The sequence below is a fragment of the Mesorhizobium sp. GW821-FHT04C10 genome (assembly GCF_059420305.1).
In genome coordinates this window covers 5,919,017-5,940,563 of sequence record NZ_JBWKTL010000001.1, presented here as the reverse complement: position 1 = coordinate 5,940,563, position 21,547 = coordinate 5,919,017, and the positions used below count along the sequence as shown (strand labels likewise).

Annotated in this window: 23 protein-coding genes; 15 read left to right on the top strand and 8 right to left on the bottom strand. The window is 62.9% G+C overall.

Annotation, left to right across the window (positions count from 1 at the left end; translation table 11 throughout):
* Nucleotides 1-66 precede the first annotated feature (66 nt).
* The 13 genes from ehuR (at nucleotide 67) to AC07UC_RS28810 (ending at nucleotide 12,350) form a co-directional block, all read left to right on the top strand.
* Nucleotides 67-1,452 carry a MocR-like ectoine utilization transcription factor EhuR gene (gene ehuR / locus AC07UC_RS28870; RefSeq protein ID WP_140769463.1) on the top strand — a complete coding sequence of 462 codons (1,386 nt, stop codon included), beginning with the start codon at nucleotides 67-69 and terminating at the stop codon, nucleotides 1,450-1,452.
* 125 nt (nucleotides 1,453-1,577) lie between these two features.
* Nucleotides 1,578-2,363, top strand: a complete 786-nt coding sequence (gene ehuA, locus AC07UC_RS28865; protein ID WP_274609139.1) for an ectoine/hydroxyectoine ABC transporter ATP-binding protein EhuA — start codon at nucleotides 1,578-1,580, stop codon at nucleotides 2,361-2,363.
* An 80-nt stretch (nucleotides 2,364-2,443) separates the two neighbouring features.
* The gene (gene ehuB, locus AC07UC_RS28860; RefSeq protein ID WP_494908220.1) at nucleotides 2,444-3,295 is read left to right on the top strand and encodes an ectoine/hydroxyectoine ABC transporter substrate-binding protein EhuB; all 852 of its coding nucleotides are present in this window, start codon (nucleotides 2,444-2,446) and stop codon (nucleotides 3,293-3,295) included.
* A 164-nt stretch (nucleotides 3,296-3,459) separates the two neighbouring features.
* Complete coding sequence (gene ehuC, locus AC07UC_RS28855; RefSeq protein ID WP_202323574.1) at nucleotides 3,460-4,119, top strand: ectoine/hydroxyectoine ABC transporter permease subunit EhuC; 660 nt, start codon at nucleotides 3,460-3,462, stop codon at nucleotides 4,117-4,119.
* A gap of 33 nt (nucleotides 4,120-4,152) precedes the next feature.
* Nucleotides 4,153-4,812 (top strand): ectoine/hydroxyectoine ABC transporter permease subunit EhuD, encoded by a 660-nt coding sequence (gene ehuD, locus AC07UC_RS28850; protein WP_494908219.1) that lies wholly within the window; start codon nucleotides 4,153-4,155, stop codon nucleotides 4,810-4,812.
* Between the two features lie 3 nt (nucleotides 4,813-4,815).
* A complete protein-coding gene (gene eutA / locus AC07UC_RS28845; protein WP_494908218.1) occupies nucleotides 4,816-5,595 on the top strand; it encodes an ectoine utilization protein EutA in 780 nt (259 codons plus the stop codon).
* A gap of 5 nt (nucleotides 5,596-5,600) precedes the next feature.
* Nucleotides 5,601-6,587 carry a hydroxyectoine utilization dehydratase EutB gene (gene eutB, locus AC07UC_RS28840; RefSeq protein ID WP_494908217.1) on the top strand — a complete coding sequence of 329 codons (987 nt, stop codon included), beginning with the start codon at nucleotides 5,601-5,603 and terminating at the stop codon, nucleotides 6,585-6,587.
* A complete protein-coding gene (locus AC07UC_RS28835) occupies nucleotides 6,584-7,576 on the top strand; it encodes a cyclodeaminase (protein WP_494908216.1) in 993 nt (330 codons plus the stop codon). Before eutB ends, AC07UC_RS28835 begins: the two co-directional genes overlap by 4 nt.
* Before the next feature lie 90 nt (nucleotides 7,577-7,666).
* The gene (gene doeA / locus AC07UC_RS28830) at nucleotides 7,667-8,845 is read left to right on the top strand and encodes an ectoine hydrolase DoeA (protein WP_494908215.1); all 1,179 of its coding nucleotides are present in this window, start codon (nucleotides 7,667-7,669) and stop codon (nucleotides 8,843-8,845) included.
* Between the two features lie 5 nt (nucleotides 8,846-8,850).
* Complete coding sequence (gene doeB, locus AC07UC_RS28825) at nucleotides 8,851-9,852, top strand: N(2)-acetyl-L-2,4-diaminobutanoate deacetylase DoeB (RefSeq protein ID WP_494909003.1); 1,002 nt, start codon at nucleotides 8,851-8,853, stop codon at nucleotides 9,850-9,852.
* A gap of 289 nt (nucleotides 9,853-10,141) precedes the next feature.
* Entirely contained in the window at nucleotides 10,142-11,260 is a 1,119-nt protein-coding gene (locus AC07UC_RS28820) for an acyltransferase family protein (protein WP_494908214.1), read from the top strand.
* Between the two features lie 111 nt (nucleotides 11,261-11,371).
* Entirely contained in the window at nucleotides 11,372-12,079 is a 708-nt protein-coding gene (locus AC07UC_RS28815; RefSeq protein WP_494908213.1) for a GntR family transcriptional regulator, read from the top strand.
* 139 nt (nucleotides 12,080-12,218) lie between these two features.
* Nucleotides 12,219-12,350 carry a hypothetical protein gene (locus AC07UC_RS28810; protein ID WP_494908212.1) on the top strand — a complete coding sequence of 44 codons (132 nt, stop codon included), beginning with the start codon at nucleotides 12,219-12,221 and terminating at the stop codon, nucleotides 12,348-12,350.
* 14 nt (nucleotides 12,351-12,364) lie between these two features.
* On the opposite strand, the gene AC07UC_RS28805 is transcribed toward AC07UC_RS28810, so the two are convergent.
* The 8 genes from AC07UC_RS28805 to AC07UC_RS28770 all read right to left on the bottom strand — a co-directional run bounded on the left by AC07UC_RS28805 (nucleotide 12,365) and on the right by AC07UC_RS28770 (nucleotide 19,661).
* Nucleotides 12,365-12,817, bottom strand: coding sequence for a MaoC/PaaZ C-terminal domain-containing protein (locus tag AC07UC_RS28805; RefSeq protein ID WP_494908211.1), 453 nt, complete (start codon nucleotides 12,815-12,817; stop codon nucleotides 12,365-12,367).
* Nucleotides 12,817-13,893, bottom strand: coding sequence for a Gfo/Idh/MocA family protein (locus tag AC07UC_RS28800; RefSeq protein WP_494908210.1), 1,077 nt, complete (start codon nucleotides 13,891-13,893; stop codon nucleotides 12,817-12,819). The genes AC07UC_RS28805 and AC07UC_RS28800 overlap by 1 nt, the downstream gene beginning before the upstream one ends.
* Complete coding sequence (locus AC07UC_RS28795) at nucleotides 13,886-14,215, bottom strand: L-rhamnose mutarotase (protein ID WP_056564736.1); 330 nt, start codon at nucleotides 14,213-14,215, stop codon at nucleotides 13,886-13,888. The genes AC07UC_RS28800 and AC07UC_RS28795 overlap by 8 nt, the downstream gene beginning before the upstream one ends.
* A 9-nt stretch (nucleotides 14,216-14,224) precedes the next feature.
* Nucleotides 14,225-15,337, bottom strand: coding sequence for a mandelate racemase/muconate lactonizing enzyme family protein (locus tag AC07UC_RS28790; RefSeq protein WP_494908209.1), 1,113 nt, complete (start codon nucleotides 15,335-15,337; stop codon nucleotides 14,225-14,227).
* Nucleotides 15,338-15,340: 3 nt separating this feature from the next.
* On the bottom strand, nucleotides 15,341-16,438 hold the full coding sequence (locus AC07UC_RS28785) for an ABC transporter ATP-binding protein (protein ID WP_494908208.1): 1,098 nt from the start codon (nucleotides 16,436-16,438) through the stop codon (nucleotides 15,341-15,343).
* Nucleotides 16,439-16,442: 4 nt separating this feature from the next.
* Nucleotides 16,443-17,309, bottom strand: a complete 867-nt coding sequence (locus AC07UC_RS28780) for a carbohydrate ABC transporter permease (RefSeq protein ID WP_140769415.1) — start codon at nucleotides 17,307-17,309, stop codon at nucleotides 16,443-16,445.
* Nucleotides 17,309-18,205 carry a carbohydrate ABC transporter permease gene (locus AC07UC_RS28775; protein ID WP_027046570.1) on the bottom strand — a complete coding sequence of 299 codons (897 nt, stop codon included), beginning with the start codon at nucleotides 18,203-18,205 and terminating at the stop codon, nucleotides 17,309-17,311. Before AC07UC_RS28775 ends, AC07UC_RS28780 begins: the two co-directional genes overlap by 1 nt.
* A gap of 136 nt (nucleotides 18,206-18,341) precedes the next feature.
* The gene (locus tag AC07UC_RS28770) at nucleotides 18,342-19,661 is read right to left on the bottom strand and encodes an ABC transporter substrate-binding protein (RefSeq protein WP_140769411.1); all 1,320 of its coding nucleotides are present in this window, start codon (nucleotides 19,659-19,661) and stop codon (nucleotides 18,342-18,344) included.
* Nucleotides 19,662-19,828: 167 nt separating this feature from the next.
* Between AC07UC_RS28770 and AC07UC_RS28765 the strand changes: the two genes are divergently transcribed.
* Together AC07UC_RS28765 and AC07UC_RS28760 are read left to right on the top strand one after the other, a co-directional pair.
* Entirely contained in the window at nucleotides 19,829-20,614 is a 786-nt protein-coding gene (locus AC07UC_RS28765; protein ID WP_494908207.1) for an IclR family transcriptional regulator, read from the top strand.
* Nucleotides 20,615-20,679: 65 nt separating this feature from the next.
* Complete coding sequence (locus AC07UC_RS28760; RefSeq protein WP_494908206.1) at nucleotides 20,680-21,519, top strand: amidohydrolase family protein; 840 nt, start codon at nucleotides 20,680-20,682, stop codon at nucleotides 21,517-21,519.
* Nucleotides 21,520-21,547 lie beyond the last annotated feature (28 nt).

The window sequence follows — 21,547 nt, the reverse complement described above, 5'->3', positions numbered from 1 at the left end:
TCCACGGTACCATGATGGCGCATTATTTCGATTGTCAATTGCACTGATTTCGATCTCTAATAAGTCATGACATTGTGGCAACCAGATCCCGCGCTCATCCGGCGGCCAGCCTATCAATCGCTGGCCGACCAGTTCGCGCGCGCCATCCATGACGGGCGTCTTGCCAATGGCGCCCGTCTGCCCACGCATCGCCGCCTGGCCGATGACCTCAAACTGTCGGTGCAAACGGTCAGCCGCGCCTATGAGGAACTGATCCGGCGCGGCCTGATTTCGGGCGAGATCGGTCGTGGCAGCTTTGTCCAGACGCAGCGCCGCGAACCGGAGCCGCCCTACCTGCCGGAGCGTCTCGGCGAGGTCATCGACCTGTCCATCCTGAAGCCGGTCTGCGAGCCTATGCATCTGGAGCGGTTGAAGCAGGCGCTGGGCTGGCTAGCCGAAAACCTGCCGTCGAGTTCGGCGCTGTCCTTCCGGCCCAACATGGTGTTTCCGCGCCACCGTGCCGTGGCGGTCGAATGGCTGAAACTGTGCGGGCTCGAGGCCTCGGCGCAGAACATCAGCCTGACCAACGGCGCCACCGCCGGCATGACGGTGGCGCTGATGAGCGTGGCGCCGCCGGGATCGACCGTCGCCACCGAGGCGATCGGCCATCACACGCTGGTGCCGCTGGCGCGCTATCTCGGCTTCAACCTCGAAGGCCTGCCGATCGACGACAATGGCCTGATCCCGGAAGCGCTGGACGAAGCCTGCAGGCTTTCCGACATCCGCGCCGTGTTTGTACAGCCCTCCGTGATCAATCCGACGGCAACGCTGATGGATGCGGCACGGCGCGCCGAGATCGCCGCGGTCGCGCGCAAGCACGACATAGCCATCATCGAGAACGATGTGCTGGGGCCGCTGGTCGAGGACCGGCCGCCGCCGGTTGCCGCCTTCGCCCCGGAGCGCACGCTCTACGTTACCTCCTTCACCAAGATCACCGTGCCTGGCCTGCGCATCGGCTATCTCGCCGCGCCCGACCGCTATGTCGCCGCCGTCGCCAACCGGCACCTGGTCTCCAACTGGATGGCAACGCCGCTGGTGGCCGAGATCGCCACCAAATGGGTGACCGACGGCACCGCGATGGAACTCGTCCGCTGGCAGCGCACGGCCCTGCGGCGGCGGCAGGATATCGCAGCGGAGGTGCTTGCCGGGATCGACTATCGCGCCCGGCGCGACGGGCTGCACGTCTGGCTGCAGCTGCCCGACGACCGCGCCGAGGAGGGCTTTGTCGCCCAGGCCCGGCTGCAGGGCGTGGCGATCGCCCCTGGCACATCCTTCCGCATTTCGGATGCGCCCTGGCATCCGGCTGTCCGTATCTCGCTGGGCTCGACCACCGAAGGGGAACTGCGCGCCGGTCTCGGCGTTGTCACCAAGCTCTTGCTTGGCGATCCGGAGCATCTGCTGCTGGCGATTTAGGCCGACCATGCTTCGAAATTGTGCGGAATCAGAATAATTGTCATGATATTATTTTCCCAATTGACATGATTTGGCGCGTTCCGCATCGTTAAGGGCACAGGCTTCTCCAGCACGGGGAAATTCATTTGTCCGCACCCATCATCAAGGTCGATGCCATTTCGAAGAGCTTCGGCGCCTTCAAGGTGCTGGACGGCCTGTCGATGCAGGTCATGCCGCGCGAGAAGCTGGCCCTGATCGGCCCCTCCGGCTCGGGCAAGACGACGATCCTGCGCATCCTGATGACGCTGGAGCGCATCGACGGCGGCCACATCCAGATCGAGGGCGAGCATCTTTACCACATGGAGCGCAACGGCCAGCTGCTGCCGGCCGACGAGCGGCATCTGGCGCGGATGCGCCAGAAGATCGGCATGGTCTTCCAGCTGTTCAACCTGTTTCCACACAAGAGCGTCATCGACAATGTGACGCTGGCGCCGATGCTGACCAAGGGCACGCCGCGCGCTGCCGCCGAGAAGCGGGCGATGGAGCTGCTCGACATGGTCGGCATGGCCGACAAGGCCAAGGCGATGCCGGCGCAGCTGTCCGGCGGCCAGAAGCAGCGCGTGGCGATCGCCAGGGCACTCGCTCTGCAGCCCAAGATCATGCTGTTCGACGAGGTGACATCGGCGCTCGATCCGGAGCTGGTCGAGGAGGTGTTGAACGTCTTGTGGCGGCTCTGCGCCGAGACCGACATGACCATGCTGCTGGTCACTCATGAGATGGGCTTCGCCCACGACTTCGCCGACCGGGTGCTGTTCTTCGATCGCGGCAAGATCGTCGAGGAAGGCAAGCCCGACGAGATTTTCCGCCATCCCAAGCAGGAGCGCACGCAAGGCTTCCTGAAGAAGATCATCGCGGCTGGACATCGCGTCTGACCGCCATGCCTGAGGGAAGGCGAAGCCGTCCCGCAATCAAAACCAAAATGACAAAACCAAGAAACAAGGAGTTGGGAACAATGAAGAAACTTGGCATTCTGGCCGGCGTCGCCGGCCTTGCACTGACGGCGGTGCTGGCCGCCTCGATTCCGGGCTCGGCTGACGACAGCAAGCTCGAGCAGCTCAAGTCGCAGGGCTTCGCCCGCCTCGCCATCGCCAATGAACCGCCCTATACGGCGGTCGCCGCCGACGGCAAGGTTTCGGGCGCCGCGCCCGACGTGGCGCGCGAGATCTTCAAGCGGCTGGGCGTCGCCGATGTCGTTGCCTCGATCTCGGAATATGGCGCCATGATCCCCGGCCTGCAGGCCGGTCGCTTCGATGTCGTCACCGCCGGCCTGTTCATGAAGCCGGAGCGTTGCGCCGCGGTCGCCTATTCCGAACCGGTGCTGTGCGACGCCGAGGCGATGCTGGTGAAGAAGGGCAATCCGAAGGGCTTCAAGAGCTACGAGGACGTCGCCAAGGACACGTCCGCCACCATCGGCGCGCCCGGCGGCGGCACCGAGGAGAAACTGGCGCTCAACGCCGGCGTGCCGCGCGAACGTGTCATCGTCGTGCCGGACGGCCAGAGCGGCCTGAAGATGGTTCAGGATGGCCGCATCGACGCTTACTCGCTGCCGGTTCTGTCGATCAACGATCTGATGAAAAAGGCCAATGATCCGAACCTCGAGGTCATCGCGCCGGTGCAGGGTGCGCCGGTCTATTGCGATGGCGCCGCCTTCAAGAAGGGCGACGAGGCGTTGCGCGATGCCTTTGACGTCGAACTCGCCAAGATGAAGAAGTCGGGCGATTTCGCCAAGATCATAGAGCCGTACGGCTTCTCGGCTGCAGCGGCGATGTCGACGACGCGCGACAAGCTCTGCGCGGCGAAGTGATTTTTGCCTTCTCCCCGTTCACGAGGAGAAGGTGTCACGAAGTGACGGATGAGGGGCGGCGCCGAGTTTGGAGAAGCTAGCGCTGCCCTGATCTGCCTGCCGGCATCTTCTCCCCGTGAACGGGGAGAAGGCTCCTAAACCAAACGTTGGAAACCTCGAATTACATGACCCAGTGGTCCGGCTATTTCGGCCTGATATTGCAGGGAGCGCTTGTCACCATCGAGCTGACGCTGATGGGGTCGGTGCTTGCGCTGATCATGGCCTTTCTGGCCGGCATGGGGCGGCTGTCGCGCTTCTTCATGCTGCGCGCGCTTGCCACCGCCTATATCGAATTCTTCCGCGGCACGTCGATCTTCGTGCAGCTGTTCTTCGCCTATTTCGTGTTGCCCTTGGTGGGTTTCGAACTGACCCCGCTGCAGGCCGGCGTGCTGGCGCTCGGCCTGAATGTCGGCGCCTATGCCGCCGAGGTGGTGCGCGGCGCCGTGCAATCGATCGGCCGCGAACAGCATGAAGCCTGCATCGCGCTCAATCTCGGCCGCTGGCAAGGCCTGCGCCACGTCATCCTGCCGCAGGCGTTTCTGGTGATGCTGCCGACCTTCGGCAACAACGCCATCGAATTGCTCAAGGCGACATCGGTCGTCTCTCTCATCTCGCTCGCGGATCTCACCTTCCAGGCGCAGGTGGTGCGCGCCCAGACCGGCAACACCATGGTGCCGTTCGCAACCATCCTGGTCATCTATTTCATCCTGGCGCTGCTCATCTCGTGGGGCGTGCGCTCGCTGGAGCGCCGCATGGCGCGCGGCCTTGACGGAGTGCGTGTCTGATGGCCGGGGCGCGCTGATGGCAAGGGTTCGCTGATGGATTGGGATTGGGATTTTGTCCTGCAGATCCTGCCGACGCTGATCCAGGGGGTGAAGATCACCATCCTGGCGACGCTGCTCGGCTCGGTGCTGGCGGCGATCGTCGGGCTGGGCATTGCGCTGGCGCGCCGCTCGCCCAACAAGGTGCTGTCGCGTACCGTCGGCTGGGCGGCCGAATTCATCCGCGGCACACCGCTCCTGGTGCAGCTCTATTTCATCTTCTACGTGCTGCCCGACATCGGCATTCTTCTGCCGCCGCTCGTTGCCGGTGTCATCGGGCTTGGGCTGCATTACGGCACCTACACGGCGGAGGTCTACCGCGCCGGCATCGACAATGTACCGCGTGACCAGTGGGAGGCCGCCAAGGCCTGCAACCTCAACGCCCGGCAGACCTGGACGCACATCATCATCCCACAGGCCATCCCACCGATGATACCGGCGCTGGCCAACTATTTCATCGCCATGTTCAAGGAGACGCCGCTGCTTTCGGCGATCACCGTACTGGAATTGATGAACCAGGCGAAAAGCGTCGCCAACACCTACTATCGTTATCTGGAGCCGATCACGCTGGTTGGCGCCTTCTTCCTCGCCATCAGTCTTTGTTCGGTCGTGCTGCTGCGCTGGCTGGAGCGTCGTTACGGCAAGATCGAGAGGTAACCGATGAAACCCTTGCCCGAAATCACAGTCCATCCGAAGCGGCCATTGCTCGATGATCGTCCGCTCGACAAGCGTATCGGCCTGATCATCCTGGCCACGGATCACACCAGCGAACCGGACTTTCGCCGCATGGTCGCGAGCGAGCGCATCGGCGTCTATGTCGCGCGCATCCCTTATGCCAATCCGACAACGCCGGAAAACCTGCGCAAGATGCAGCCGGCGCTGACGGCAGGCGCGGCATTGATCCTGCCTGACGAAAAGCTCGACGCGATCTGCTATTCCTGCACCTCGGCCTCGGTGGTGATCGGCGATGCCGAAATCGAGACGGCAATCCAGGCCGCCAAATCAGGCATTCCCGTGGTCACGCCGCCGATGGCAGGCGTGCGCGGGCTGCACGCCTTCGGCGTGCGTCGTATTAGCATCCTGACGCCCTACACGGTCGAAACCTCCATGCCGATGGCGACGTATTTCGCGGCGCGTGGCTTCGAGATCGCCAGCTTCACCTGTCTCGGCTTTGAGGACGATCGCGAGATGGCGCGGATTCCGCCGGCAGCGCTTGTCGATCTCGCGCGGCAGACGACCCACCCACAGGCCGACGCCCTTTTCGTGTCCTGCACGGCGCTGCGCGGCGCGCTTGCGGCCACAGGGATGGAACAGGCGATCGGTCGCCCGGTGGTCACCAGCAACCAGGCCAGCGCCTGGAATTGTCTGCGGCTGTGTGGCGACGACACAGCCCATCCTGAATTCGGCCGTCTGATGACGCTGCCTTTGCCGCGCGACTGACCACTATGGCGACAGTGAGCCTGAGCGATATCCATGCCGCGCGCGAGCGAATTCACAACAAGGTCGAGCGGACACCAACCGTCACGTCCCAGAGTCTTTCGGAACGCTTTGGCGTGCCGGTTTACCTCAAGCTCGAGCACCGCCAGACCACCGGTAGCTTCAAACTGCGCGGCGCCTCGAATGCCGTCGCCTCGCTCAGCGCGGGAGAGAAGACGCGCGGTGTCGTTGCTGCCTCGACCGGCAATCACGGTCGGGCACTGGCGCACGCGGCGAAACTCGAAGGCATGCGCGCCGTGATCTGCATGTCGCGTCTGGTGCCCTGGAACAAGCTCGACGAAATCCGCCGGCTCGGCGCCGAGGTCCGCATCGTCGGCAACAGCCAGGACGACGCGCAGCAGGAGGTCGAGCGGCTGGTGGCGCAGGAGGGGCTGGTGATGCTACCGCCCTTCGATCATCCCGCCATCATCGCCGGGCAAGGCACGCTCGGGCTGGAGATGATCGAGCAGGTCCCGGATGCCGATCTCGTTCTCGTGCAGCTCTCCGGCGGTGGTTTGGCCGCCGGCGTTGCCGCAGCGGTGAAGGCTGTCAGCCCCGGGACAAAAATCATCGGGGTTTCGATGGCGCGGGGTGCCGCGATGAAAGCGAGCCTCGATGCCGGCCACCCCGTTCTCGTGGAGGAATTGCCGACGCTCGCGGATTCGCTCGGCGGCGGCATCGGCCTCGACAACAGGCTGACTTTCGCCATGTGCCGTGACCTGCTCGACGATGTCATTCTGCTCAGCGAGGACGAGATCGCCACCGGCATCCGCCATGCCTACGAACAGGAACGCGAGGTCGTCGAGGGTGCCGGCGCGGTCGGCATCGCCGCCCTGCTCGCCGGCAAGGTCAAGACGAAAGGACCTGTGGTGGTGCTGCTCTCCGGCCGCAACATCGACATGAATGCGCACCGCGGGATCATCTGCGGTGCGGCGATCGCGGAGCGTGCCGCATGAGCCGAATGACGGTCCTCACCGAGAGAGAGCTGCGCAAGATCGTGACGCTCGACCTCGACGCCATTACCTGCGTCGAAAACGCTTTTCGCGCGCTCGCCACCTTGCCGGTGGCGATGCCGCCGATCCTGCGGCTCGACATCCCGGAACATCGCGGCGAGGTCGACGTGAAGTCCGCCTACGTACCCGGTATCGACGGCTTCGCCGTCAAGATCAGCTCCGGCTTCTTCGACAATCCAAAACTCGGCCTGCCGAGCGGTGGCGGCATGATGGTGCTGCTTTCGGCAAAGACGGGTGTGGTCGAAGCGCTGCTGCTCGACAATGGCTACCTGACCGATGTCCGCACCGCCGCGGCAGGCGCGGTCGCGGCAAAGCATCTGTCGCGCGAAGACTCCACCGTAGCGGCGATCTTCGGCGCCGGTTTGCAGGCAGGTTTGCAATTGGAGGCACTGCGCCTTGTCAGGCCGATCAAGGAAGCACGCATCTGGGCGCGCGATGCCGCCAAGGCCGAAGCCACCGCTGCCCGCTTGAGCGAAAGACTGGGCATTGTCGTGCGCGCCGAGCGTGACGCGCCAAGCGCCGTTGCCGGCGCGAACATCGTCGTCACCACCACGCCGTCGACCGAGCCGTTGATCAAGGCCGGCTTCGTGTCCGCCGGCCAACACATCACCGCCATGGGCTCGGACGCCGAGCAGAAGAACGAGATCGCGCCTGCGATCCTGCGCATGGCCGATCTCTATGTCGCTGATAGCGCCCGCCAGACACGGCGGCTGGGCGAACTCCACCATGCGATCGCGGCGGGAGTGATGGCGGCTGATGCTGAAGTCATCGAACTCGGCCAGATCATCGCCGGCGTCAAACATGGCCGGCGCTCGGCCAGCGACATCACCATCGCTGATCTCACCGGCACTGGCGTGCAGGACACCGCGATCGCCACGCTCGCCCGCGAACGCGCGCGGGCGACCAACGCCGGAACCATTTTTGAAAGCTGATGCTGGCCGCAGGAGCATGATCCGGAAAAGCGGAAACCGGTTTTCCGAAAAAGATCATGCGCAAGCTCCAACAAACGAGGACCCAGAACAATGCAACCAAACCTGAAATTCTCGCGCGGCGAATTTGCCGATCGCCTCGCGAAAACGCGGAAAGCCATGGAGGTCAAGGGCGTCGATCTCCTTGTTGTCAGCGACCCCTCCAACATGGCCTGGCTGACCGGCTATGACGGCTGGTCGTTCTATGTGCACCAGGCGGTCATCGTGCCGCCGTCGGGCGAGCCGGTGTGGTATGGCCGAGGCCAGGACGCCAATGGCGCCAAACGCACCGCCTATCTCGCGCATGACAACATCGTCGGCTACGCCGACCACTACGTGCAGTCGACCGAGCGCCATCCGATGGACTTTCTGTCGAGCGTGTTGGCCGATCGCGGTTGGGGCAAGCTCACCATCGGCGTCGAGATGGACAATTACTGGTTCTCGGCCGCTGCGTTCGCCTCGCTGCAGAAGCATCTGCCCAATGCCCGCTTCGTCGATGCCACCGCCCTGGTCAACTGGCAGCGCGCGGTGAAGAGCCCAACCGAGATCGACTATATGCGCAAGGCCGCCCGCATCGTCGAAGCCATGCATCAGCGCATCGTCGACAGAATGGAAGTCGGCATGCGCAAATGCGACCTCGTCGCCGAGATCTATGACGCCGGCACGCGCGGCGTTGACGGTATCGGCGGCGACTATCCGGCGATCGTCCCGCTGCTGCCTTCGGGCGTGGACGCTTCGGCGCCGCACCTGACCTGGGACGACCAGCCGATGAAGCGGGGCGAGGGTACCTTCTTCGAGATCGCCGGCTGCTACAACCGCTACCATTGTCCGCTGTCGCGCACCGTCTTCCTCGGCAAACCGACGCAGGAATTTCTCGATGCCGAGAAAGCGACGCTGGAAGGCATGGAGGCCGGGCTGGCGGCCGCAAAGCCCGGCAACGCCTGCGAGGACATTGCCAACGCCTTCTTCGCCGTCCTGAAGAAATACGGCATCGTCAAGGACAATCGTACCGGCTACTCGATCGGCCTGTCCTATCCACCGGATTGGGGCGAGCGCACAATGAGTCTGCGCCCCGGCGACCGCACCGAACTCAAGCCCGGCATGACCTTCCATTTCATGACCGGTCTGTGGCTGGAGACGATGGGCCTGGAAATCACCGAATCCATCTTGATCACCGAAACCGGTGTAGAGTGCCTAGCCAATGTGCCGCGCAAACTGGTGGTGAAGAATTGAGCCCGCTGTCCAGCCTCCGCCCGTCGCCGATCGCACCGACCGTCGATTTCGACCGCGACGGTGTCCAGCACGGTTTCTTGCGCTTGCCCTACAGCCGAGACGACTCTGCCTGGGGTTCGGTGATGATCCCGATCTGCGTCATCCGCAATGGCAAGGGACCGGCGGCGTTGCTTTCCGGCGGCAACCATGGCGACGAGTATGAAGGGCCGCTGGCGCTCTACGATCTCGCCCGTACGCTCGATCCCGCGCAAGTCAGCGGCACGGTGATCATCGTGCCGGCGATGAACTATCCTGCTTTCAGAGCCGGCACGCGGACATCGCCGATCGACAAAGGCAACATGAACCGCAGCTTTCCCGGCCGGCCGGATGGTACGGTGACAGAGAAGATCGCCGACTATTTCCAGCGCGAATTGCTGCCCCGCGCCGACATCGTGTTCGATTTTCACTCTGGTGGAAAGACGCTGGACTTCGTCCCGTTCTGCGCCGCGCACACTTTGCCCGACAAGGCGCTCGAGCAGAAAGCCTTCGATGCGGTGGCGGCATTCTCTGCCCCGTTCTCGATGCGCATGATCGAGATCGATGCCGTCGGCATGTACGACACGGCAGCGGAGGAAATGGGCAAGGTGTTCGTCAGCACCGAGCTTGGTGGCGGCGGTACCTCACGCGCGCAAACGGTGCGGATCGCGCGGCGCGGCATTCTCAATGTGTTGCGCCATGCCGGCATTGTTGCCGGTGCGGTCGAGAAGGGCAGAACTCAGTGGCTGGACATGCCGTCCGGCGATTGCTTCTCCTTCGCCGAGGACGACGGCATGATCGAGACCATGGTCGATCTCGGCGAGCCCGTCCAGGAAGGCTCGGTTCTGGCGCGCATCCACTCCGTTGGCCGCACCGGCATCGCTCCGCTGGAAATCCGGGCAAAAATGTCGGGCATGCTGGCGGCGCGGCATTTTCCAGGGCTGGTCAAGGCCGGCGACTGCGTGGCGGTGGTCGCCGTGCAGGTCGATTGATCAATCGGTTTTTGCTCGAACAAGACAGAGACATGGACAGCCTGCATATTGCGCGACAGGCCTGAGGCCGCGATCGGGCCGCCCGTCGTGGCCCCTTCCGACAGTTCCAGTGGGAGGATATCCACTCGCTGGGCTGTTCTGGGAATAGATTTTCCCGGCACATGGAAATCAAAATTAACGAGAGACAGACAAAGTAGGCATGGGCGGGTTGGAATCCCCGCTCCGGTGCCATTGCTGGCCGGGCGCAATGGCGACGATCGTTCAAGGCACGGGGCGCTTGGTCTGAATCATGAAGTCTTCGACTGGAGAGCATTATCCGGCGCTGGACCATATTCGTGGCCTTGCGGCTTTTCTGGTCTTCACCTGGCATTTCCTTCACCAGTCTCCCGATGGTCCGGTTCCTTATGGCTTCGTGCCGGCTTTACCCATCTTCAGCCTGCTGGATGAAGGAAACACCGGCGTTTCACTGTTCATGGCGCTCTCAGGTTATCTGTTCGCCAAGCTTCTCGATGGAAAACAAGTCAGGTATCTGCCCTTCTTTGCCAACCGAGCGCTGAGGCTGCTTCCGCTTTTGCTGGCCGTGATAGCAATCGAGGCTTGCCGCAGATATGAGGCGGGCCAGCCCCTGGGCGAGTATTTCACCGATGTTGGCAAGGGGTTGATTTTCCCGACTCTTCCGAGCGGCGGCTGGTCGATAACCGTGGAAGCCCACTTCTACATTCTGCTGCCGTTCCTGCTGATGGCGTCCAGACGCTTCCTGTTCGCGCCCTTGCTATTCATCGCGGCAGCGATTTTGCTGAGGTCGGCGCTCTACGTGCATCTCGGCGAGGTGCAGTTGGCGGCGGCCTGGACCATCATAGGCCATGCCGATCAGTTTCTGGCCGGCATTCTCGCTTTTCATCTCCGTGCCCATGCCAAAGATCGGCACTGGCTGGCATTGGTCGTTCTCATGGCATTTTCGGGGTTCTTCTGGTGGTTCGATGCCGCCGGCGGATTTTACCAGCTTGGGGGTTATCCGTCGCCCCATTCGATATGGATCATACTGCCAACGCTGGAGGCGGCGGCCTATTCCTTCGGCATTGCCTACTACGACACAAGTTTTCCAAGGAAGCGAACCAGCCTGCCTTTCAAGGTCGTGGAGAAGGCAGGCGCTTACAGCTACTCGATCTACCTTCTGCACCTGTTCTTCGTCATGCAGCTTGCCGCGTTCATAAACACGAACGTCATGAATATCAGCAACTTCTACCTTGCTTGCGTCTGGTCCGGCCTGTGCTTCCTGGCGACGATCCCGATCGGCTATCTCAGCTACACCTGTGTCGAAGCGCCGTTCCTGCGCATGCGTATGCGATACACGGAGCCGGCAAGCGCCGATCCGATCCCGGTTGGGCAGCCAGCCGCCGCAGCCTAAGGCGCCGGCAGTCGGCGCAAGACTGCAATCGGACCCCGCTCGTACACGAGGATACTTATATCCCCAGTGCTTTTCCACTAGGCTGGATATCGCGTGTCAGGGGAGCATCGATTGCGCGGATTTTCCGAAGGCCTGATTGGGAGGCCGCAGACCGTGGCGGAGCAGGTTGCCAATGTCCTGCGCGAGGCCATAGCCAGCGGGACGCTGAAGGCGGGAACCGCGCTGCGCCAGGACGACTTGGCCGAGCAGTTCGGCTTCAGCCGCATGCCGATTCGAGACGCCCTTCGCCAATTGGAGGCGGAGGGCATTGTCTCCATCCATCCGACCAAGGGCGCGCATGTCGCCCGCATGGATAGCGCCGAAATCAGCGAGATCTACGCCGTGCGTGAATTGCTCGAGTGCGAAGCGCTGCGGCTGTCCGTGCCCGTCTTGTCCGGCGGCAAGCTCGACGAGGCCGAACAGGCGCTCGATCAGATCGATGCGGAGCGCAATATCGGCCGCTGGGGTGCCCTGAACCGCACCTTTCATCTGTCGCTCTACAATGCCTGCGGCAACCGGCGTCTGCTCGGCCTGATCGAGGCGCATCACAACGCCGCCGATCGCTATGTCCGCATCCTCTTATCGAACCTCGACTATCGTGCGCGCTCGCAGAGCGAGCATCGCGACCTGTTGGCCGCCTGCCGCCAGCGCGACGGCAAGACGGCCGTGAGCATTCTGCGGCGGCATCTGCGTGAAGGAAGCGAGACGCTCGTCAAAGCGATAGAGGGCGGCGGCCTGTCGCGAAAAATACGAGCCCCGACAGGCAATGCCGAGGGCTGATCGATACCGGCACGCCAAGTGCAGTTGCGTCAATATCCGTTAGCTGCCACATATTGCAACATCAATGCCCCGCGAGGATCGCCATGTCTCCCGTCAGTCACTTGCCGGCGCGCGCCCTTGCCCCGCGCCGACGCTACCGGTGTCGATCTTCAGCCTAACCGATCGCGGCGATATTTTTGCCGGAGCAGCGCTCACCATGATCCTGGTGGCAGCGACGCTGGTCTTGTTGCTCGGGCTCGAACGCATCACCAAGCGCGCCACCGGTTCTTGAGGATTGCCTGAGCTTCAGCTCTGCGCCGGCTTGCGTTCGACGATGTAGATGTGGTCGGCCGCCAGCACCACTTCGCCGCGCTGGTTGATCACCTCGCAACGTTCGATCACGCGTCCGGAACCCGGCCGCTTGGGATCGTCTTCCCTGGATGTGATGGTGGTGCGCGTGCGGATCGTGTCGCCGATGAACACCGGTCTGATGAAGCGCAGTCGGTCATAGCCATAGGAGAAGGCGACCGGGTTGACGATGCTTGCCGTCAGGCCGATGCCGACCGAGAACACCAGCGTGCCATGCGCGATGCGCTGGCCGAACGGCGTCGTCTTCATGTATTCGGCGTCCATGTGATGGGGGAAGAAGTCGCCCGTGTGCCCGGCATGGACGATGAAATCCGTCTCGGTGATGGTTCGGCCGCTGGTCAGGCGCGACGAGCCGATCTCGTAATCCTCGAAATATTGAATCCGTTCCATCAGGGTCTTTCCGCGATCGGCGTCGCCGGCGCCGCGCTCGATTTATAGGCGGCTTCCACCAGCGCCATGGTGTTCCAGGCGTCCTCGACTGAGCTTACCAGTTCGTCGTCTTCTCCGGCCGCAAAGCGCTGCACATTGGCCATGCGCCCGACGAAGGCGTCGGGGAACCATTCACCGGCAAGCGGCACGGTAACCCAGTCCGTTCCACCCTTCGGATGGATTTCCAGGATATCCGGCTCGCCAGTGGGATAATCGAGATTGAGGCCGAGCTTGAGGTAGGCCGCACCTTCGGTGCCGCAGATGCGGAATTCGCAGGCCTGGTGCCGGCGGCCGAATTTATGGTCGTGATTGATCGACAGCGCGCAACGCACCGTCTCGCCATAGTCGAGAATGGCGCTGGTGCGCGTCTGCGCCACCTTGTGGTTGGGATGGCCGAGCGTCTTGGCGTGCACGCCCTTGGGGTCGCCAAGCAACTGCCGGATCAGGTCGAGATAATGGATCGAGTGCATGGCGATCTCGACGCGCGGCGCCTTGAGCAGGAACTCCCACAATTGCCACGGCGTCGCCAGCGCCAGCCAGGCGTCGAAATCGACGACCTCGCCGAGCCAGCCCTTGGCGATCGCATCCTTGAGCGCCAGCATCATCGGCGCGAAGCGCAGCTGAAAGTTCACGGCCGCTTTGAGATCCTTGGCGCGGCAGATTTCGAGGATTTCGGTTGCCTCGCCAAGATAGTTGCCCATCGGCTTCTGGATCAATGCGACCGCGCCGTCCGGGAGAGCCTTCAGGATCTCGGCGTGCCGTCCCGGCGGCGTAGCCAGATCGAAGATCGCATCCTCGACGGTGGCCGCTTCTTCCACCGAGCGGAATGCGGTGACGCCCCATTTCTCGGCCAGGGTCTGCGCCTTTGTCTGGTCCGGATCATAAAGTCCGGCGACCGGAAAACCTGCCTTTCTGTAGGCCGGGAAATGCGCATCTCCGACGATCGAACCTGCACCGAAAGTGACGATCGGCCGGGGCTTTGAGGGTTTGGGCCAGGACTGGATGAGCGAGGCAGGGTCGAAACCGACCTCAGTCATGATGGAAGACCTCGTCCATCGAAGCCCACCATTCGCCCTCCTTGCGGGTCGCCAGCGGCTCCTGGCACGGCATGCAGACCGCCCACCATTCCTGCGTCTTCGGGTCGGCTGCCATCTTGGCCATGTCGGCCGCGTAGTCGGTGCCGTGATACTCGAAATAAGAAAACAAGAGATTCTCCGGCCGCTTCAGGTAAATTGAATAATTCTTGATGTTGCAGGCCGAGATCATGGTCAGCACGTCGGGCCAGACGGCGGCGTGGAGGCGGACATACTCCTCGACCTTTTCCGGTTTCAACCCCAGCACCATCCCCATCCGCTGCATATCCGTCTCCTATTTGGTGATCGCCGTGGTGAACTCGGCGATGCTCATGGCCTTGACCGCGTCCCAGTCCCAATCGACGCCGATGCCGGGCTCGTCGGGCGCCAGTGCATGCCCATCCTCGATGCGCATATGCTTGCCGGTCAACTGGTCGAGCTGCGGAATGTACTCGACATATCGGCCGTTCTGAACAGCGCAGGTCAGGCTGACATGCAGTTCCATGAGGAAATGTGGGCAGACCGGAATGTCGAAGGCTTCCGCCGCGTGGGCGATCTTGAGCCAGGGCGTGATGCCGCCGATGCGGCCGACATCGACCTGGACAATCGAACAGGCGCGTTTCTGCATGTATTCGCGGAAATGGCGCATGGAGTAGAGCGACTCGCCAATGGCGATCGGCGTCGGCGTCGAATTCGACAACCGCACGTGCCCGTCAATGTCGTCGGCCGGCAGCGGCTCCTCGATCCAGGCAAGGTCGAGTTCGCGTAGCCTCGCCGCACGCCGGATCGCCTCGTCGACAGAAAAACCCTGGTTGGCATCGGTCATGATCTCGTAGCCGTCGCCGACAGCCTTACGCACCGCCGACAGGCGCGCCAGATCCTCCGATCCGTGCGGCTTGCCGATCTTCACCTTCGACCCGCGAAAGCCCTTGGCCTTGGCGGCCAGTGCATCGTCGACAAGTGCGGCCGTCTCGATGTGCAGCCAGCCGCCCTCGGTGGTGTAGAGCGGGCAGCGGTCCTTGGCGCCGCCGGCCAGTTTCCACAGCGGCAGGTTCTGTTTCTTCGCCCTGAGATCCCAAAGCGCCGTATCGATCGCCGCGATGGCGATCGCCGTGATCGCGCCGATCGTGGTGGCGTGCGTGGCGAATTCGAGATCGTGCCAGATAGCCTCGATCATGTCGGGGTCACGGCCGATCAGGCGCGGCGCCAGATGATCGGACAAGAGCCGCATCACCGACGAACCGCCGGTGCCGATCGTGTAGCTGTAGCCGGTGCCGACCGCGCCGTCGGAATCGGTGATCGTGACGATCGGCGTTTCCTGGCTGACGAAGCTCTGGATCGCGTCGGTACGCTTGACCTTGGGCACAAGGTCCACCATCCGCAGTTCGATTTTCTCGATTCTAGCCATCGGTCAGCTCCGCAATGTCTTTCCGGTCTCAGTGGCAAACAGATGTGCCTGCGACAGGTCAAGGCTCATGGCGACCCGCTCGCCCGACTTGAGCGGCCTCGGGTTCAGCATGCGCGACACCCAGTCTTCGCGGTTGAATTCGACGAACACCAGCGTCTCGTTGCCGAGCGGTTCGGTGACTGTGATCGGCAATTCGATCTGGTGGACATCTGCCGCACCGCCGGAGCTGATGCCGTGGCCGGTCGGATAGATGTCGTCCGGCCGCAGCCCGAACACCACTTTGTCGCCGGTCGCGACATTGGCCTTGAACTGGCCGGGCAAAGGCAGTTTCTCGCCACTGGCGAACACCATCTGGCCGTCATCGATCGTCGCCTCGTGCAGGTTCATCGGCGGCGAGCCGATGAAGCCGGCGACGAAGCGTGTCGCCGGTCGCCGGAAAACCTCGTCCGGCGTGCCGACTTGTTCGATGTATCCGTCGCGCATGATGACAATGCGGTCGGCCAGCGTCATCGCCTCGACCTGGTCGTGGGTAACGTAGATCACCGTCGACTGCACCTTGGCATGCAGCTTCTTGATCTCGGTGCGCATCTGCGTTCTGAGCTTGGCGTCGAGATTGGAAAGCGGCTCGTCGAACAGGAAGACGTCGGGGTCGCGCACGATGGCGCGGCCCATGGCGACCCGCTGTCGCTGCCCGCCGGACAGTTGCGACGGTCGGCGGTCAAGCAGCGTGTCGAGGCCGAGGATGGCCGAGGCCTCGGCGACGCGGCGGTCCATCTCTTCCTTGGCGGCACCGGCGATCTTCAGGGAGAAGCCGAGATTCTCGCGCACCGTCATGTGCGGATAGAGCGCGTAGGACTGGAACACCATCGAGATGTTGCGCGAGCGCGGCGGCAGATCGTTGACGACACGCCCGCCGATCTCGATCGAGCCGCCGCTGATCTCTTCGAGCCCGGCGATCATGCGCAAGGTCGTCGACTTGCCGCAGCCGGACGGGCCGACCAGCGCGATGAATTCGCGGTCGGTGATATCGAGATCGATACCATGCACGATCCCGACATTGCCGTAGCGCTTGGTCAGCTTTTTGAGGGAAACCGTTGCCATGGGATCAGCCTTTCACCGCGCCGGAGGTCAGGCCGCCGACAAGGTGTTTCTGGACGATGTAGGTGAGGGTGAGCGCCGGGATGATCATCACCACGGCGAGCGCGCACATGCCGCGCCAGTCGATGGTGAATTCGGCCGTATAGTCGAGCAGGCCTACCGGCAGCGTCTTGGCGCTGACCGAACGGGTCAGCTGCGAGGCCAAGGCAAACTCGTTCCAGCAGGTCAGGAAGGCAAAGATGGCGGCGGATGCGATGCCCGGCCCCGCGAGAGGGAACTCGACCTGCCAGAACGCCTGCCAGCGCGTGCAGCCGTCGATCTGTGCGGCTTCGGCGAGGTCTTTCGGCACCTGGCGGAAGAAGCCGTCGATCAGCCAGATGGTGAACGGCACGTTGAGCGCGACATAGGCAAGGATCAGCCCGAAATGCGTGTCGATGATGCCGAGCCGCACATAGAGGAAGAACAGCGGCAGCGACAGCGCGATGCCGGGCACCGTGCGCGTCAGCATCAGGCCGAGGAAGACGCTGGACTTTCCGCGAAAACGGTAGCGCGCGAAGGCGTAGCCGCCGGCCATGCCGATGGCGACCGCGATGACAGTCGAAGTCACCGAGATGATCAGCGAGTTGCGGAAATATTCGATGACCGGGATGCCGCCCTTGCCGATGCCTGAGAACATCGCGACATAGGCGTCGAATGAGACTTCCTGCGGGATCCACACAGGCGGCTTGGCCATGATCTCGACCGTCGGCCGCAGCGACGAGATGACGATCCACAGTCCGGGCAGGCAGATGGTCAACATCGCCAGGAACAGGCCGATGCGATAGACGACACCCAGCAGCCGGCGCTTCAGGCGGGCGGAAGAATTCTCGTCCATCACCACTCCGCACCGATCTGCGTGCGCGCCGCGGCGAGCTTGTTGAAGAAGTAGACGGTGAAGGCGATCGACAGCAGGATCGAGAAATAAGCCATGGCGTTGGCCATGCCCATGCGCCCGTCGCTGTAGGCGGTCCGCGCCACCAGCGTCCAGAGCAGTTCAGTGCGGCCGGCCGGGCCGCCGTCGGTCATGATCTTGACGATGTCATAGGCGCGCGCCACGTCGAGCGAGCGGATGGTCATGGCGATGTAGGCGAAGGGCATGACGAACGGCCACGTCACATACCGGAATGTCTGCCACGGCGTGCAGCCGTCGACGCGCGCCGCCTCGATCGGCTCCTTGGGCATGGCGAGCAGGCCGGCGAGGATCAGGATGGCAAAGATCGCGGTCGACGACCAGATCTCGGCGATTGAGATGGCGATGAAGGCGAGATGGCCCTCGATCAGCCACGGAATGGCGTCCTGCGTGATGCCCAGCGACTGCAGGGCGTTGTTCACCAAGCCGATATTGTCGTTGAACATGAACTTGAACTGGAAGCCGACGAGGATCGGCGAGAACATCATCGGAAACATCATCAGCGTACGCAGGATACGCTGGCCGCGTGTTGCCTTCTCGACCAGCATGGCGAGGCCGAGGCCCAGCAGCATCTCGAGATTGAGCGCGATGGTCAGCAGCAGAACCGTGCGCCCGAATGCCCACCAGAAATCGGTGTTGGCCAGGATCGAGAGATAGTTCCGGAAGCCGACGAAAACGAAGAATGTCTCGGGCTTGGTCAGGCGGAAGGGCGTGAAGCTGGAATAGAGCGACAAGAGCAGCGGCACGACAACGACCGCCGCCAGCACGATGAAGGCTGGAAGCAGCAGCAGGAACGGCGCCGATGGCTTGAAGCCCTTCATCAGAGTCCTTTGGGGTTTGTATCCAAGTGTCAGCCGCCCGTTCGTCGAGCCCTAGCTGGGTAGGTTAGGGTCCGCACCGGCAAGACGCGATCGCCTCCCCCATTCCTGATGGGGGAGGCAGCCTTGGGAGCTTTTGCTAGAGCTTGCCGGCGTCCTGCAGGATCTGCGTCGCCTTGGCGGCCGCTTCGTCCAGTGCCTGCTTGGAGGTCTTGTCGCCAAGGATCGCCGCCTGCAGTTCGGGATAGACGGCATTCGAGATCTCGATCCATTCAGGGGTCTGCGGCACGGCGAAGGCGTGCTTGGCTTCTTCCTGGAAGGCGGAGAGAACCTCCTTCTTGTAAGGATCGTTTTCGGCCTGCTTCAGGTCCCAGTCCCAGACCGCCGTGCGGGTCGGCAGCGGGCCCGCGGCGGCTTCCAGCTTCTGGCTGTCCTCATTGGTCAGCCACCAGACCAGCGAAGCCGCGGCTTCCTTGTTCGGGCAGTTCTCTGTCACGGAGAAACCGTGGAAGCCCGACCAGCCTGTGCGCTTGCCGGAAGACCCCTTCGGCGCGACCTTCACGCCGACATTGCCGGCGACCTTCGACGATTTCGGGTCGTTGAAGAACCCGGCCCAGCCCGGCCAGTCGAGGTTGATCGCCACCGTGCCCGAGGCAAAGCCCTGGCCGAGATCGTCCCAGAGGTAATTGGTGGTGCCGGCCGGCACGGCCTTGGCCTTGTAGAGGTTGACGAACCAGTCGAGCGCCCGGATGCCAGCCTCGGAGTTGAAGACAGGCTTGCCGTCCTTGTCGAGATATTCGCCGCCTTCGGCGACCACCATCTCGTAGAAACGGCCGTTGATGGCTTCTTCCTTGCCGGCGAACTGCGTGCCGTAGAAATTGGGCGGGTTGGCGAAGAACTCGGCCTGGTCGGTGACTTCCTTCCATGTGTCCGGCGGCACCAGGTCATAGCCGTATTTGGCCTTGAACTTGGCCTTGTTGTCGGCGTTCTCATAGAGGCTCTTCTGGTAGTAGAGGGCAGAGACGTCGAACTGGGCGCGCGGCAGCATTTCCAGCTTTCCGTCGATGGTCGCGGCCTTGATCGTTGACGGCACGAAGGCGTCGATCTCCGCCTTGGGCAGCAATTTGCTGAGGTCGGTGTAGAGGCCCGTATACTGCGGCGCGAAGGACGAATGGTTCCAGCCGACGCACCAGTTGGTGCTGCCCGAGGCGATGTCGGACTTGAGCTCCTTGTCGATGTCGAAGCCGTTCTTCTTGGTCAGGATGTTAACCTTGGCGCCGGTCGCCTTCTCCCATTCGGGGATGCGCTCATAGAGCTTTTCATATTGCTGGCCGCCGATCAGCTTCACGTCGACGGTCACGCCTTCGAACTTGCCGGGCAGGTCGCCGGCAAGGGCCGTGCCTGCACCAAATGCAAGCACCAATGCGCCGGCGGAGACGCCGGAAAGCAGTCTGTTCATTGGTTTCCTCCCTGGGTGCGCCTTGGCGCGACCGCAACTTGTCCGCGTGACAAGAAGTGCTACATTCATATACAAACAAAACATTCATACATACGTCAAGGCGAAATTTGTTTCCGCCGGCCACGTTCCTGCGTATATGAAGGACAGAATTCACTGGAGAAATGCCCATGGATGACAGCGAAGACGAGCGCTATCGCGCGCCGGCGCTCGACAAGGGGCTCGACATCCTGGAGCTGTTGGCCGGCGTCGACGGCGGCCTGACGCAGGCGGAAATCGCCAAGAAACTCGACCGCAGTCCCAACGAATTCTACCGCATGCTGGACCGGCTGGTCCGGCGCGGCTACGTCACAAGGCTGGACGGCGACCGCTACTCGCTGACGCTCAAACTGTTCGGCCTTGCGCAATTGCATGCCCCGGTGCGGCGACTGGTTTCCTACGCCACGCCGCTGATGCGCGAACTGGCCGAGACGTCGCAACAGGCCAACCAACTCGTTGTTTTTGATCGTGGTTCCGCCGTCGTGATCGCCCAGCAAGAGGCGCCGAATTACTGGGGCATCTCGATCCGGGTCGGCTCGCACATCAGCCTGTTCGATACCGGTTCGGGCCATGTGCTGCTCGCCTTCCGCTCGCAGGAAGAGCGGCAGATGATGATCTCCGAGCACGTCCGCAGCACCGACAAGACGGCGCAATCGGCCGAGTTCTTCACCCGTCTCGACCAGATCCGCGACCGTGGCTACGAGATGATGGCCTCGATGCAGACCGCCGGCGTCTTCAACCTTTCGGCACCGGTGCGCAGTTCCGACGGCAAGGCGATCGCCGCCCTGTCGATCCCCTACATCACCGTCATCAACACGCCTTCCGCGCCGGACATTACCCGGACCATCGAACTCCTGCTGGCGACATGCGAGAAGCTGTCGCATCTGGCCGGTTCGACTGTCGGCTCATCGGCATGAATTCTTATTTGAATGAAGAATTCCTCCGTGAGATGATTTGAAAACGCTGGGGGAGGAGCCTCGCCATGATCATCGACACCCATCTGCATCTCATCGATCGCTCGGCCTTGCGCTATCCCTGGCTTGCCGGCGTGCCGGAGCTCAACCGCGATTTCTCCTATGAGGAGTACGCTGCCGAGGCGCAACGTGTCGGCGTCCAGCGCGTGCTGCACATGGAGGTCGATGTCGATCCGGCCGACATCGAGGCAGAGACCGCCCGCGTCCAGGGCCTGTCGCGGCAGGCGGGCAGCATGCTGGCGGGAGTGATCGCATCGTGTCGGCCGGAAGAGGCTGACTTTGCCGCCTATCTCGAACGCCAGCGGGCAAATCCCTTCGTCAAGGGCTTCCGCCGCGTGCTCCACGTTGTGCCCGATGACCTGTCGGAAGGCGATCTGTTCCGTGAAAACATCAAGCGGCTTGGCGGCACCGGCCTGACCTTCGATCTCGTCGTGCTGCCGCACCAGATTCCCAAGGCGGTCGCGCTGGCCGACCTGGCGCCCGATGTCCAGTTCGTTCTCGACCATTGCGGTGTCCCCGACATCAAGGGCAATGGCGAGCACCCATGGCGCGAGCACATGAGCGAGATCGCGCGGCGCCCGAACGTCATGGCCAAGATATCCGGCGTCGTCGCCTATGCCGATCCTGGCAACTGGACGGTCGAGACGCTGCGGCCCTATGTCGAACACACCATCGCTGCGTTCGGCTGGGACCGTGTCGTCTGGGGCAGCGACTGGCCGGTCTGCACGCTTGGCGGCGGGCTCTCGACCTGGGTTGCCGCTACCCAGGCGCTGCTTTCCGGCTGCAGCGTCGCGGAGCGCGACAGATTGTTGTCTGGCAATGCCCGCAAGCTCTGGCGGTTGAAGTAGAGCAATTCCAGGAAAAGTGCGGAGCGGT